Genomic DNA, 12,902 nt, shown 5'->3' with positions numbered 1-12,902 from the left:
GCAGTGCTTTCGGAGAATGTTCGACCATCTCGTTCACCCGACCGCAGAGAGGTATTCGCTGTAGAACAAACCGAGACCGACGGCCGAGGCCATCGCGGCCAGCAGCCAGAACCTGATGATCACCGTCGTCTCGGCCCACTTGCTGAGCTCGAAATGATGATGGAACGGCGCCATCTTGAACAACCGGTTGCGCGTCGTACGGAACACCGCGACCTGCAACACCACCGACGCCGTCTCGGCGACGAACAGCGCGCCGATGACGATCATCAGAAGCTCGGTCCGGGTGGTGATGGACAGACCGGCGAGCATGCCACCCAACGCCAACGAACCGGTGTCACCCATGAAGATCTTGGCCGGGGCGGCGTTCCACCACAGGAAGCCGACGCACGCGGCGGCGCCCGCGGCGCACACCAGGGCGAGATCCAGCGGATCGCGAACGTTGTAGCAGCCGGTCTCGGGCTTGGTCTCGCACGCGTGATAGTACTGCCAGAACGTGATGATCACGTAGCCGCCGAGCACCAGGCTCATCGATCCGGCAGCCAATCCATCCAGTCCGTCGGTGAGATTCACCGCGTTGGACCAGGCGACCACCACGAAGCACACGAAAACAAGGAACACCACGACGCCCATGGTCACCGTGCTGATGTCGCGCACGTAGGACAGGTGCCTGCTGGCCGGGGTCAGCCCGCCCGCGCCGCGGAACTGCAATGCGAGCACGCCGAAGAGCACGGCCGCGGTCAGCTGGCCGAGATACTTGCCCGCCGCGGTCAACCCCAGGTTGCGCTGCTTACGGATCTTGATGAAGTCGTCCACGAAGCCCACCGCGCCGAGGGCGGTTGCCAGACCGAGGACCAGCAACGCCGACGCTGACGGTCCCTCGGCGTCGTAGCCGATGCCGATCAGATGAGAGCCGAGATACCCCGCCCACAGTCCGACCAGAATGGCGACGCCACCCATGGTGGGGGTGCCGCGCTTGGACTGGTGGCTGGCCGGGCCGTCGACCCGAATCTCCTGGCCGAAACCCTGCTTGGCGAACATCTTGATCAACAGCGGGGTGAGCAGGATCGAGACCGTCAGCGCGATCGCCGCGGCAAAGAGAATTTGCCTCATCCTGCTGCCTCCGTGTCATGTCCCGCCCCGCTGCCCGTCGCGGCGCCGCGACGGCCTACCACGGAACCCGCCGCGGTCAGATGTTCGGCGACCTCCCACAGGCCCACCGATTTCGATGCCTTGACCAGCACCACGTCACCCGCCGTGACTTCCTCGTCGAGCAGAGCGATCGCCGCCTCGATATCCGGTACGAGGACCGACTCCTCGCCCCATGACCCTTCCATCACCGCTCCCTGGTGCAGCGCGCGGGAGGGCCTTCCGGTGCCGACCACCACCACGCGGCTGACGTCCAGCCGCACGGCGAGCCTGCCGATCGCGTCGTGTTCGAGGACGGATTCCGTGCCGAGTTCGCCCATCTCGCCGAGCACGGCCCAGCTGCGCCGCGGCGTCTCGCCCGCGCGCGCCATGCTCACCAGTGCTTTGAGTGCGGCGCGGACCGAGTCCGGGTTGGCGTTGTAGGAGTCGTTGACGACGGTGATCCCGTCGGCGGTGGTCCGCACGTCCATCCGGCGGGCCGACGCGGCGCGCGCGCCGGACAGCGCCCGCGCGGCGGCGTCCAGATCCGCCCCGCATTCCAGCGCGACCGCGATCGCGGACAGCGCGTTGCCGACGTGGTGTTCGCCGTGCACGGCCAACCGCACCGAGATGGTGCCCGCAGGGGTGTGCGCAGTGAACTCGGCCCGAGCCTGGTCGTCGAGCCGGATGTCGGTGGCGCGGAGGTCGGCATTCCCGGCTTGCCCGACAGTCAGCACGCGTGCCGATGTACGCGCGGCCATCGCGGCGACCTGAGGATCGTCGGCGTTGAGCACGGCGAGCCCGGTCGAGGGCAGCGCCTCGACCAGCTCGCCTTTGGTCTGGGCGATGGCTTCCCGGCTCCCGAACTCGCCGAGATGAGCGGTGCCGACATTGAGCACCACGCCGATGCTCGGCGGCGCCACCTCGGCCAGCGCGGCGATGTGGCCCGGACCGCGGGCGGACATCTCGAGCACCAGGAAACGGGTCTCGGCGTCGGCGCGCAGCGCGGTCCATGGGTGGCCCAGCTCGTTGTTGAACGATCCCGGCGGGGCGACGACAGGCCCGAGCGGGGCCAGCACGGCGGCCAGCAGATCCTTCGTGGAGGTCTTGCCGGAGGAGCCGGTGACGCCGACGACGGTGAGACCGCCGTCCGCGACGAGGCGCGACACGCTCGCACGCGCCAACGCGGCGAGCGCTGCGAGCACGGCGGCGCCGGAACCATCCGAATCATGGGACAGCGCAACCGAATTCGCGGGCACCGAGCCGGGGTGGGGAGCGACAACGATGGCGGGCACACCCACCGGCCGTGCCGCCAGCACCGCGACCGCCCCCGCGGCGATCGCCGCACCCGCGTAGTCGTGGCCGTCAGAGCTCGCCCCCGGCAGAGCCAGGAAAAGATCACCGGAACCGATTCGGCGCGAATCGAATTCGACCGCGCCGGTCACTCGCACCTCCGGGTCGGGAACGTCGTGCAGCGTGCCGCCGACGACGTCCGCGATCTCCCGCAGTGTCATCTCGATCATGAAACCGTCAAGTCCTCCGCGTGGTTACCTTGCGGACTTCGTCTTTCCAATGCGGCCGCGAGCACCTCGCGGTCGTCGAACGGATACTTCACGCCCTGGATCTCCTGCCCTGCCTCATGTCCCTTACCCGCGATCAGCACTACGTCGCCGTGGTGCGCCCATGTCACCGCTGCCGCAATGGCTTCGGCCCGATCGCCGATCTCGCGCACCTCGCCGCGCTCGGCCTCGGGCACGTCCATCGCTCCCGAACGCACGGCGGCGCGGATGGCCGCAGGGTCCTCGGTGCGCGGGTTGTCGTCGGTGATGATCAGTAGATCGGCGCCCCGCGCGCCGACCGAACCCATCAGCGGTCGTTTGCCCGCGTCGCGGTCACCGCCCGCGCCGACGACCACGGCGAGCCGTCCCACCGTGTCCACCGCGAGATGCCCACGGAGCGTAGCGATCACGGACTCCAGCGCCGCGGGCTTGTGCGCGTAGTCGACGATCGCCAGGAAGTCCTGTCCGCGCTCCACTCGCTGCGTCCGGCCCGGCACGTCCACGGTCGCAAGGGCGGGAGCGGCGACCGACGGCTCGACCCCCGCCGCGGCGCACACGGCGACCGCGAGCAACCCGTTGGCGATGTTGTAGTGGCCGGGAAGCCGCAGCCGCACGGAAACATTCCCCTGCGGACCAGAGGCCGTGAAATCCTGCTCGCCGCCGTGCGCCGACACCGCGCCGGAAACGCTCCAGTCGGCGGATCGCTTGGTGGACACGGTGATCGGGCTCGCGACGACCTCGGTGAGCCGCCGCCCCCACTCGTCGTCCACGCAGATCACCGCGGTGCGCGCCGCCACCGGCGAATCCGGTTCGAACAACCGGCGTTTGGCGGCGAAGTAATCCTCGAAGTCGGCGTGGAAATCCAGGTGGTCCTGGGACAGGTTGGTGAACGCGCCGACCGCGAACCGCACACCGTCCACCCGGCCCAGCGCCAGCGCGTGGCTGGACACCTCCATGACCACTGCGTCCACGCCCTGCTCGACCATCAGTGCGAATGTCGCATGCAGCTGAGGCGCCTCCGGGGTGGTCAGCGCGCTGGGCACCCGCCTGCCGCCGATCCTGGTCTCGATCGTCCCGATCAGCGCCGTGGACAGCCCAGCGGCGGCCAGACCGGCCTCCACCAGATAGGAGGTCGTCGTCTTGCCCGAGGTCCCGGTGATCCCGATGATGCGCAGTCGCTCGGACGGGTTGCCGTAGATCGCCGCCGACAACTCCCCGAGCACCGCGCGCGGGTTCTCGCTCACCAGCACCGGCACGTCCAGCTCCCGCGCCGACTCCGCGCCCGCCGCGTCGGTCAACACCGCGACGGCGCCCCGCGCGACCGCGTCTCGCACGAAGCGGGCGCCGTGCGACCGGGCACCGGGCAGCGCGGCGAACAGGTCACCGGGCAGCACGGCGTTCGAGCGCTGCTCGATGCCGGTGATCGACACCCCACGCGCAGTCGGATCGAGGCTCGCTCCTGCCCCGATGACGGCGGCCAGCGACGCCAGCGGCGTTGTCGGCGAGTGCTCTGGCCGCAATGCGCGCGGTTGACCGGACTGCACAGAAACCAGGCTCCTTTCGGGGGCAGCGATCGACGTGTCAGGTTACCGGCGACCGATCACAGCGGGACCATGCGCCCCACCGCAAAGTCGTAGGTCACCACCGAACCCTACGGGCTCTGCCATCCCGCGCGTGCCGCGCCACGCGGCACACGAGAACCCCCCGACAAGGCCGGGGTGAGCACGGATCGAGCGGGGTAGCCGAATCACCCCGCCTGCAGCACGAAACGCTGGGAGGGCGCCGGCGAAGGAGGAATGCGATCACGTTGCAGCGCCCACGAGGCGATGCTGTGGAACAGCGGAGCCACCGAACCACCACCGCTGCCGTCGGAGCTGCGTTCGGGGGCATCGAGCATGAGGCCGATCACGTAGCGCGGATTGTCGGCGGGAACCATACCCGCGAAAGTGATCCAGAACGATGACGTCGAATAGCATTGGCAACCCGGGTCGACCTTCTGCGCGGTACCGGTCTTGCCCGCCACCTGGTAGCCCGTGATTGCCGCGGGCCAACCCGTGCCGTTCTGGTCGGCGTTCAACGGGTCACGCTGCATGACCGCCTGGAACATCGTCCGCAATGTCGCTGCGGTCTGCGGGCTCACCACCCGCACCCCGTCCGGCTGCAGTTCCTCGGTTCGCCTGCCGTCCGGTGCGATCTCGGCTCTGACGATCCTCGGCGGTATGCGAACGCCGTCGTTGGCAATGGCCTGGTACATGCTCGCCATCTGCAACGTCGTCATCGAGAGACCCTGTCCGATCGGGAGATTCGCGAACGTGCCACCTGACCACTGATCGCGGTCGGGCACCAACCCCGGGCTCTCCCCCGGCAAGCCGATCCCCGTGCGCTGCCCCAGCCCGAACCGGTTCATCATGTCGGCGAATCGGTCCTCGCCGACCCGCTGCGCCAGCATCAGCGTGCCCACGTTGGAGGACCGGCCGAAGATGCCGGTGGTGGTGTAGGGCGCTACGTCGTGTGACCACGCGTCGTGGACGGTGACGCCGGCCATCTGGATCTCACCGGGGACCTGAAGTACCTCATCGGGATCGGTCAAGCCGTACTCGATGGCCGCGGACGCCATAATGATCTTGTTCACCGAGCCCGGCTCGAACACGTCCGAGACCGACGGATTGTTCAAGTCGGCGCCTGCCCAATTCTGCGGTCCCAGCGCCGGATTGAAGGTGTTGTCATTGGCCATCGCCAGCACCTGGCCGGTCTTGGCGTCGAGGACGACCGCCGACGCGCCGTTGGCACCGGACATCTCCTTGGCCTGCTGCACCTGCTGCTGCACGTAATACTGCAGATCCGAGTCCAAGGTGAGCTCGACGGCGGAACCGTTCACCGCGGGCTGTTCATCTCGCCAGCTCCCGGGGATGACCGCGCCATCGGAACCGCGATCATAGGTGTGCGACCCGTCGGTACCCGCCAGCGCGGAGTCCATCGACGACTCGAGTCCAACCTGGCCGTGGCCGTCCCACCCGGTGGCGCCGACAACGTTCGCGGCCAGCGCTCCGCCGGGATACACCCGGATGCTCTGTTGGTCGGAGCCCACTTGCGAGAACTTCTCGGTGATTTCCGCCGCGATCCGTGGATCGACATTGCGGACGAGGTAGACGAACTGTTCGTCGCTGCGCAGCTTCGCGAGCAAGTCCGATTCCGCGGGCGCGTCCTTACCGAGCTTCTCGTGGATCGTGCGCGCGATGGCGCGCAGTCGCTCATCCGGATCAGGCGCATTGTCGCTCTTGGCTTTGGCGTCCGCCAGCTCCTTGCGGACCCGGACCGGTTGGAACGTCAAGGCTTTGGCAGAGATGGTGAAGGCGAGCGACTTACCGTTGCGATCGGTGACCGGCCCGCGGGTCGCCTGGTCGGGCTGGTGGGTGGTGCGCTGACTTGCGGCCCGCGCTGACAGTCCCGGCGCCGCGACGCTCTGTACCCACAGCAGTTGCAGCGCGACGACGGCGAGCGCGACCAGCATCACCACCCGGCCGACACCGAGGCGCAGCCGCAGCGGCCCATCCGAGGCGGACGGCGCGGACTGGCGCGGTCTGCCGGCTCCGGCCCCGGCGGGCCCGCGGCGCCGACGCGGCGCCGGCCTGGTCTGCGTCATCGTGGGGATCCGTCGGGTACAGCCTGCGGCTGCGGCGTCTCGACGGGAGACTGCGGTGCCTCCACCTCCGGCTGGGGCGCCTCCGCCTGCTGCGGCGATGCTTCCACCTGCTGCTGCGGGCCCGCTGCCTGCGACGGCACCGGCTCGGCGGGCAGTGGACCGATCTGCGTCGGACCGCCCGGACTCGCGGGCGCGGCGTTCACCTGGACGTCGCTCTGCTGCCCCGTGTTCGTCTGGCCCCGCGCAGGCACGGCAGGCGTGGTGCTGACCGGGACCACCCGCTCGCCGCGGGCCTGCACGCTACCCGGCCGCGCCGACGGCGAAACGTTCAGCGGCGGCACCGGAGCGCCCTGGGCGGGAGTCGGCTTGCCGATCACCGTGACAGTGCCGTCCGGGGCGATGACGAGGCGGGCCGGGTCCTTTGCCGGGATCATGCCGAGTTCGCGCGCTCGCGCGGCCAGCTCGGGCGCCGAGTCTGCGGCCTCGACCTCCCGCTGCAGCGCGGCGCGCTCGTCGGCCAGCTTCCGGTTGGTGGCTCGCGCGTCGCCGAGCTGATAGCTATCCTCGGCGGCACGGGTGGTCAGCAGCAGGGTCAGCGCCAGGCCGCAGCCGAGCAGCGCGATGATGGCCGTGACGAACGGGATACGCGCGGCCATCGCCGAGCGCCGCATCACGGGCAGAACCGCCCGGTCCGAACGGCCTTCGGCGCGTATCCGCCGCCGTGCGTAAGCCCGCTGCGCCGCACCGGATTTCACCCGCTCGGCATCCTGTACCCGCCGGGCGATCCGGCCCGGCGCCTCGACGGCCCGCGTCCGCACGCTCATCGGTTCCCCTCCTCTGTCCACACGGGACGCCGGATCGACGCAGCGCAATGCTGTCTCATCCGGCCACCTGTATCTCTGCGGGACACCCGCACCCGGTCGGCACGGCAAGGCGCTACGCGATGGTCCCTCACCGCGCCTCCTGTATCTCTGCGGGACACCCGCACCCGGTCGGCACGGCAAGGCGCTACGCGATGGTCCCTCACCGCGCCTCCTGTATCTCTGCGGGACACCCGCACCCGGTCGGCACGGCAAGGCGCTACGCGATGGTCCCTCACCGCGCCTCCTGGATCCGCTCCGCTGCGCGCATCCGCACCGGAGCCGCCCGCGGGTTCTCCTCGATCTCCTGCTCGGTCGCCTTCTCCGCACCGCGGGTCAGCATCCGGAACTCCGGCCCCATGCCGGGTAGTTCGACCGGCAGGTCAACCGGGGTCCTGGAGACCGTGCGCGGCACGAGCTCGTGCTTGACCACCTTGTCCTCCAGCGACTGGTAGGACATGACGACGATGCGGCCGCCGATTCGCAGCGCGGCGAGTGCGGCGGGCAATGCGTCCCGCAGCGAGTCCAGTTCCCGGTTGACCTCCACCCGCAGCGCCTGGAAAGTGCGCTTCGCCGGATGCCCGCCGGTGCGGCGGGTCGCCGCGGGGATCGTGGCGTAGAGCAGTTCCACCAGCTCGCCGCTGGTGGTGAACGGCTTCTGCCTGCGGCGGCGGACCACCTCGGCGGCGATCCGGCCCGCGAAGCGTTCCTCCCCGTAGGTTTTCAGCACCCGGGCCAGGTCGCCGTGGCTGTAGGTGTTGAGCACGTCAGCGGCGGTGGGACCGCTCGTCGGGTCCATCCGCATGTCCAGCGGCGCGTCGACGGAGTAGGCGAAGCCGCGGTCGGTCTCGTCGAGTTGCATGGACGAGACACCCAGATCCATCAGGATCGCCGAGACCGAGCCGATGGTCGGCAGCCCCGCCTGAGTCAGCGCGTCGGCAATGCCGTCATAGCGGGTGTGCACCAACGTGACTCGATCCACGAACGGTTCGAGCCGCTCGCCCGCCAGCTTCAGCGCGGTGGTGTCACGATCCAGACCGACCAGGTGGATGTTCGGGTAGGTGTGCAGGAAATGCTCGGCGTGCCCGCCGAGACCCAGGGTTGCGTCGACATAGACCGCGCCCGGCTCGCCCAAGGCAGGACCGAGTAGCGCGTCGGCCCGCTCGAGCAGAACCGGAACATGGCGGGGGCCGTGTTGTTCACGGTTCACCTCGACCTCCCGGAGTCCTGCCTCGCGTCGTCGCGTACCGCACACGGGTCGCCTTGATACACAGTGCTTTTGATACGGATACGAATGCCCCGTGGTCTCTGACCGAACCTCGGCACCTGGCGTCGGGGAAGTACGTCAGGGTCCGCGCCCGGGCAGAGACCGCGCGGCACTCGCTCGCTCAGGGCTAGAAGATTCCGCCCAGCGACTCGTCTCTGGCTTGCGAGAAGTCCTCCTCGTGCTCGGCGAGGTAGGACTCCCACGCCTGCTTGTCCCATATCTCCAGGAAATCGACCGAGCCGATCACCACGCAGTCCCGTTGCAGGTTGGCGTAGCGACGATGGTCGGCCGACAACACGATCCGGCCCTGCGCGTCCGGACGTTGCTCGTCCGTTCCGGCCGCGAGCGCCCGGACGAACGCGCGTGCCTGCGGATTGCTTCGAGACGCGGCCGCGGCCCGCCGGGCGAGCGCGGTGAACTCTTCTTTGGGGTACACGGCAAGGCTGTGGTCCTGACCCTTCGTGACCATCAACCCTCCCGCCAGATCGTCTCGAAACTTCGCAGGCAACGTGAGTCGCCCCTTGTCGTCCAAGCGCGGTGTGTAGGTACCGAGAAACATCTCGATACCTCCCTAGTCGATCACCTCGCTGGTCGGCCCTTTCAGTAAGTACGCGCTCCACATTACCCCACTTTCCCCCACTTTCAATCGAAACATGCGGTGATCCGGCTCCCGACCCAGACGATTCCGCAGGTCATCCCAGCTATCACCGGGGCGGAGAACTTCTTGCGAGTTCTGCCGACACGCGCAGGCCCCCTGACCAAACCTCCGAAAACACCCAGCAAACTCTCTCGCGCGGCCCTGCCCGGCCGGTGCGTGGGGTGTTGTGGGGGATGCACGTGGGGAGATGCGGGGAAGCTCGGAACTCCCGGCGCGAAGATCATCCGCGCGACCACTGGCGGCAGGCATGAGACGGCGACGCCGCACCATCTCGGTGCGGCGTCGCCGTCTGTACTGCCGATATCAGGTCACGGGGCGAGCTATTCCTGCTCGAACCGCCGCCGGAACCGGTCTTCCATACGCTCGGAAAAACCACCGGACTTGCGCTGGCGCCCGCGTCCGCTCGATCCGCCGCCCGGGCCACCGGAGGCGGTGTCGCCGCCCGACCGGTCGTTCTTGGCGGTGCTCTTGGAGCTGCCTAGCAGCAGGAGCACGCCCGCGCCGAACATGACAATGAACCCGATCAGGCTGATGATCGGGAAGCCGCCGGGCTTCACGGGTGCTGCGATGCCGGCGACCAGAAGGAATAGGCCGAGGATGAACAACGACGCGGCCTGGAGTCTGCGACGACTCGAGGTCGAACGAAGCCGTCCACCGCGGACGGACGAGGCGAACTTTGGATCCTCAGCATAGAGAGCGCTCTCGATCTGTTCGAGCATGCGCTGCTCGTGCTCGGAGAGTGGCACGGTACCTCCCCCGGCACTAGGACGTGGCTGTCGCCTCCGGGTAGGCGACAGATAGCCGACCTTGGCGGCTATCTGTCACCAATGATACGAGTTAGATCAGGGCCGTACCACCTACTCGCCGATAACTAAGCGGTCATGCCGCCGGTCCAACCCGGCGCGGGTCGCAACCTGGCCGATGCGGACAGCAGATCTTCCACGTCATGGAGGAATGCGCCCACCCGCGAAGAGAACTCATCGGCCTCGTGATCGTCGACATCCCGGTCCAGCCCGGCCTCCAGCGCGGCGCGGATCTCCGAGCGCGCACTGAAGTAGTCCGACCACATCACGAACTCGGGCGCGGCGCGCTGCATGAGCACCCACGCGTTGCGCGAGCGCGCCCGGGGCACGGCGTCGGCGCCCGTGAGCGCGAGCACCGCGCCCGCACCGCGCAGCGCGGCCAGATAGGCGGTGCGGAACCGTTCGCGCGGATCTCGCTCCCCCGCCGCCTGCATGAGCAAACCGTCCGCCCGCTGCAGCAGCTTGCCGGCCCGGCCGGGCTGCCCCGGATTTTCCACTCGACCAGACATCAGCCGTCCCTCCACAATCGCGCACCGCAGCCCGTACCTCCTCTGGAGGCGGCGTGCCACACCGCTTTCCAGCACCGCGCGGACCGAACAGGTATTCGAACGTTTGAATTGAGCTTGAATATAGAGACGCCCACCGACAAACTTCCGCGCCTGCCGCGGCCGACGAGAGCCATGACCGCCGTCAAGCCCAACCACACCCCCGCACCCGCCGTCGTCGACCTCTCGGTCAGGGACTTGCGCTCCCGGCTACACGACGCGCTGGCGGTCTATGTCGCGGCGATGGACTATCCCCGCGGCACCGAGCACCACCGCGCGCCGATGTGGACCGAGCACACCACCCGGCCCGGTTGGCAGGCGGTGGCCGCCGTGGTGCCCGACGACTCCGGTCGCATCGATCTGCGCTCCGCCCCCATCGTGGCGATCGCCTACGGCTACCGCGGCGCCGCCCACCAGTGGTGGCACCAGCAGGTACACAGCGGGATGCGCCGTTCCGGCTGGCCGGAACACTCCGCGCGCGAACTGCTCTCGGACTATTTCGAGCTCACCGAACTGCATGTACATCCGTCCGCGCAAGGCCTCGGCATCGGTGCCACGCTGCTGGAGCGGCTGCTGCGCGGCCGGACCGAGCACGCTGTGCTGCTGTCGACGCCAGAGGTCGACCGCGAGGACAACCGCGCCTGGCGGCTCTACCGCAGGCAGGGATTCACCGACGTGGTGCGGAACTTCGTGTTCGCGGGCGACAATCGGCCGTTCGCGATCCTCGGCAGGCGGCTGCCGCTGTGAGGGTCACGTGACGGTAGTCGTCGTCGGCTCGGGCCACAATGCCCTCGTCGCCGCGTGCTATCTGGCGCGTGCCGGGCACGCGGTCGAGGTGCTCGAACGCGACGAGGTGCTGGGCGGCGCCGTGTCGACGGTGGAACGGTTCCCCGGCCATCAAGTCGATCGCGGTTCGTCGGCGCACATCATGATCCGGCACACCGGGATCATCGAAGAACTCGAGCTCGCCCGCTTCGGGCTACGGTACATCGATTGCGACCCTTGGGGATTCACACCGGCGCACGATGGCCGCGCGGCCATCGTGTTCCACCGTGACCTGGAGTCGACCTGCGCGTCGATCACACAGGCCTGCGGAGCGCGGGAGGCGGAAGCGTATCGCCGGTTCGTGCGGGTATGGGGTCCGCGTAGCGCCAGGGTGATGCGGGCGTTCGGGGGCGCGCCGACACCGGGCAGGCTGGTGCGGTCGTTTTGGGGCCTGGACGCGCCGCGCGGCGGAAGCGCGCTCTCGCGGGAGTTCCTGCAATCCGGCGACGCCTTGCTGGACGCCTCTTTCGAGGACGAGCGGCTGAAAGCGTCGCTGGCCTGGTTCGGTGCGCAGTCGGGGCCGCCCATGTCCGAACCGGGCACGGCGTCGATGGTCGGGTTCGCTGCGCTCATGCACACGTTGCCACCGGGACGCGCGGTCGGCGGTAGCGGCGCGCTGACCGCAGCGCTGGTGGCGCGGCTGCGGTCCGACGGCGGCGTGGTGACCTCGGGCGACGCGGTGAGTGCCCTGCACAGGGACGGCGACCGCTGGCAGGTGCGCACCGTATCCGGCCGGAGCCTGCGCGCCGAGATCGTTGTCGCGGGCGCCCACGTGCTGACCACGCTGGACCTGCTGCGCGATGGCGGATTCGACGGCGAGGTGCTCGACGACTGGCGGCGGCGGATTCGGGTCGGCCCCGGCATCGGAATGGTGGTGCGTGTCGCCACCGGATCGCTGCCGAGCTACCCGGGCAGCTCGACCGACGAATCCGCGCATGGCCTGCAATTTCTCGTGTCCGATCGGACACAGCTGCGCCGCGCGCACGGTGCCGCGGTGGCCGGGGAACTACCGCCGCGGCCGGTGGTGCTGGCAATGAGCTTCAGCGCGGTGGACCCGAGCATCGCGGCGCCCGGCGAGCATCAGTTGTCGCTGTGGGCACAGTGGCACCCGTACCGCCTGACCGACGGCAGCGACTGGGCCGCGCACGCCGAGCGGGAGGGCGACCGGATCATCGCCGAAGCCGACTCGTACGCACCCGGGTTCGCCGACTCGGTGCTGCGCCGGCACGTGCAGACACCGGTGGACCTCGAGCGCGAGCTCGGGCTGATCGGCGGCAACGTCATGCACGTGGAGATGTCGCTGGACCAGATGATGCTGTGGCGACCGCTGCCCGAGCTCTCCGGGCAGCGGGTACCCGGTGCCCCTTGGCTGTATCTGACTGGCGCGTCCACCCATCCAGGTGGCGGCGTCTCCGGGGCGAGTGGCCGCACAGCTGCCGCCCTTGCCCTTCGCGACCTGCGCCGCCGCCGATTCTCCCGGTGGCGCGGGCGGTGACGAACCCGGCCGATCCGCCGACACCGCGTGGGCGCCCCGTGGCGGCCGAGCCGTCGCTCGAACACACGGCGGAGACCACCCGGACCGTCCCCGATCACCCGCTCGGACCTCGCTCGGCGCGC

The 12,902-nt window shown here is 69.2% G+C and carries 11 protein-coding genes; 2 read left to right on the top strand and 9 right to left on the bottom strand.

Annotation, left to right across the window (positions count from 1 at the left end; translation table 11 throughout):
* Nucleotides 1-33 precede the first annotated feature (33 nt).
* From mraY to OHB12_RS34680, 9 genes are all read right to left on the bottom strand, one after another.
* A complete protein-coding gene (gene mraY, locus OHB12_RS34720) occupies nt 34-1,110 on the bottom strand; it encodes a phospho-N-acetylmuramoyl-pentapeptide-transferase (protein ID WP_327114521.1) in 1,077 nt (358 codons plus the stop codon).
* On the bottom strand, nt 1,107-2,648 hold the full coding sequence (locus tag OHB12_RS34715) for a UDP-N-acetylmuramoyl-tripeptide--D-alanyl-D-alanine ligase (protein WP_327114519.1): 1,542 nt from the start codon (nt 2,646-2,648) through the stop codon (nt 1,107-1,109). Before OHB12_RS34715 ends, mraY begins: the two co-directional genes overlap by 4 nt.
* Nucleotides 2,645-4,228 carry a UDP-N-acetylmuramoyl-L-alanyl-D-glutamate--2,6-diaminopimelate ligase gene (locus OHB12_RS34710; protein ID WP_327114517.1) on the bottom strand — a complete coding sequence of 528 codons (1,584 nt, stop codon included), beginning with the start codon at nt 4,226-4,228 and terminating at the stop codon, nt 2,645-2,647. The genes OHB12_RS34715 and OHB12_RS34710 overlap by 4 nt, the downstream gene beginning before the upstream one ends.
* A 203-nt stretch (nt 4,229-4,431) precedes the next feature.
* Nucleotides 4,432-6,327, bottom strand: coding sequence for a peptidoglycan D,D-transpeptidase FtsI family protein (locus OHB12_RS34705; protein ID WP_327114515.1), 1,896 nt, complete (start codon nt 6,325-6,327; stop codon nt 4,432-4,434).
* Nucleotides 6,324-7,151 (bottom strand): hypothetical protein, encoded by an 828-nt coding sequence (locus tag OHB12_RS34700; RefSeq protein WP_327114512.1) that lies wholly within the window; start codon nt 7,149-7,151, stop codon nt 6,324-6,326. The genes OHB12_RS34705 and OHB12_RS34700 overlap by 4 nt, the downstream gene beginning before the upstream one ends.
* 271 nt (nt 7,152-7,422) lie before the next feature.
* On the bottom strand, nt 7,423-8,397 hold the full coding sequence (gene rsmH, locus OHB12_RS34695) for a 16S rRNA (cytosine(1402)-N(4))-methyltransferase RsmH (protein WP_327114510.1): 975 nt from the start codon (nt 8,395-8,397) through the stop codon (nt 7,423-7,425).
* A 184-nt stretch (nt 8,398-8,581) separates the two neighbouring features.
* Nucleotides 8,582-9,013, bottom strand: coding sequence for a division/cell wall cluster transcriptional repressor MraZ (gene mraZ / locus OHB12_RS34690; protein ID WP_039797118.1), 432 nt, complete (start codon nt 9,011-9,013; stop codon nt 8,582-8,584).
* A gap of 419 nt (nt 9,014-9,432) precedes the next feature.
* Complete coding sequence (locus tag OHB12_RS34685; RefSeq protein WP_327114504.1) at nt 9,433-9,858, bottom strand: DUF3040 domain-containing protein; 426 nt, start codon at nt 9,856-9,858, stop codon at nt 9,433-9,435.
* Nucleotides 9,859-9,983: 125 nt separating this feature from the next.
* Entirely contained in the window at nt 9,984-10,424 is a 441-nt protein-coding gene (locus OHB12_RS34680) for an SAV_6107 family HEPN domain-containing protein (protein ID WP_327114502.1), read from the bottom strand.
* A gap of 171 nt (nt 10,425-10,595) precedes the next feature.
* On the opposite strand from OHB12_RS34680, the gene OHB12_RS34675 reads away from it, so the two are divergent.
* Both OHB12_RS34675 and OHB12_RS34670 read left to right on the top strand, forming a co-directional pair.
* Complete coding sequence (locus OHB12_RS34675) at nt 10,596-11,207, top strand: GNAT family N-acetyltransferase (protein ID WP_327114500.1); 612 nt, start codon at nt 10,596-10,598, stop codon at nt 11,205-11,207.
* A gap of 7 nt (nt 11,208-11,214) precedes the next feature.
* On the top strand, nt 11,215-12,780 hold the full coding sequence (locus OHB12_RS34670; protein WP_327114498.1) for a phytoene desaturase family protein: 1,566 nt from the start codon (nt 11,215-11,217) through the stop codon (nt 12,778-12,780).
* The last annotated feature ends 122 nt before the right edge of the window (nt 12,781-12,902 follow it).

Source organism: Nocardia sp. NBC_01730 (assembly GCF_035920445.1).
Classification (GTDB): Bacteria; Actinomycetota; Actinomycetes; order Mycobacteriales; family Mycobacteriaceae; genus Nocardia.
This window is presented reverse-complemented; position numbering and strand designations above follow the sequence as displayed.

What these genes read in the sequence shown, in the direction of transcription:
- OHB12_RS34715 (WP_327114519.1), bottom strand. Translation starts at nt 2,648, where the DNA reads ATGATCGAGATGACACTGCGGGAGATCGCGGACGTCGTCGGCGGCACG.
- mraY (WP_327114521.1), bottom strand. Translation starts at nt 1,110, where the DNA reads ATGAGGCAAATTCTCTTTGCCGCGGCGATCGCGCTGACGGTCTCGATC.
- OHB12_RS34675 (WP_327114500.1), top strand. Translation starts at nt 10,596, where the DNA reads ATGACCGCCGTCAAGCCCAACCACACCCCCGCACCCGCCGTCGTCGAC.
- mraZ (WP_039797118.1), bottom strand. Translation starts at nt 9,013, where the DNA reads ATGTTTCTCGGTACCTACACACCGCGCTTGGACGACAAGGGGCGACTC.
- OHB12_RS34680 (WP_327114502.1), bottom strand. Translation starts at nt 10,424, where the DNA reads ATGTCTGGTCGAGTGGAAAATCCGGGGCAGCCCGGCCGGGCCGGCAAG.
- OHB12_RS34705 (WP_327114515.1), bottom strand. Translation starts at nt 6,327, where the DNA reads ATGACGCAGACCAGGCCGGCGCCGCGTCGGCGCCGCGGGCCCGCCGGG.
- OHB12_RS34700 (WP_327114512.1), bottom strand. Translation starts at nt 7,151, where the DNA reads ATGAGCGTGCGGACGCGGGCCGTCGAGGCGCCGGGCCGGATCGCCCGG.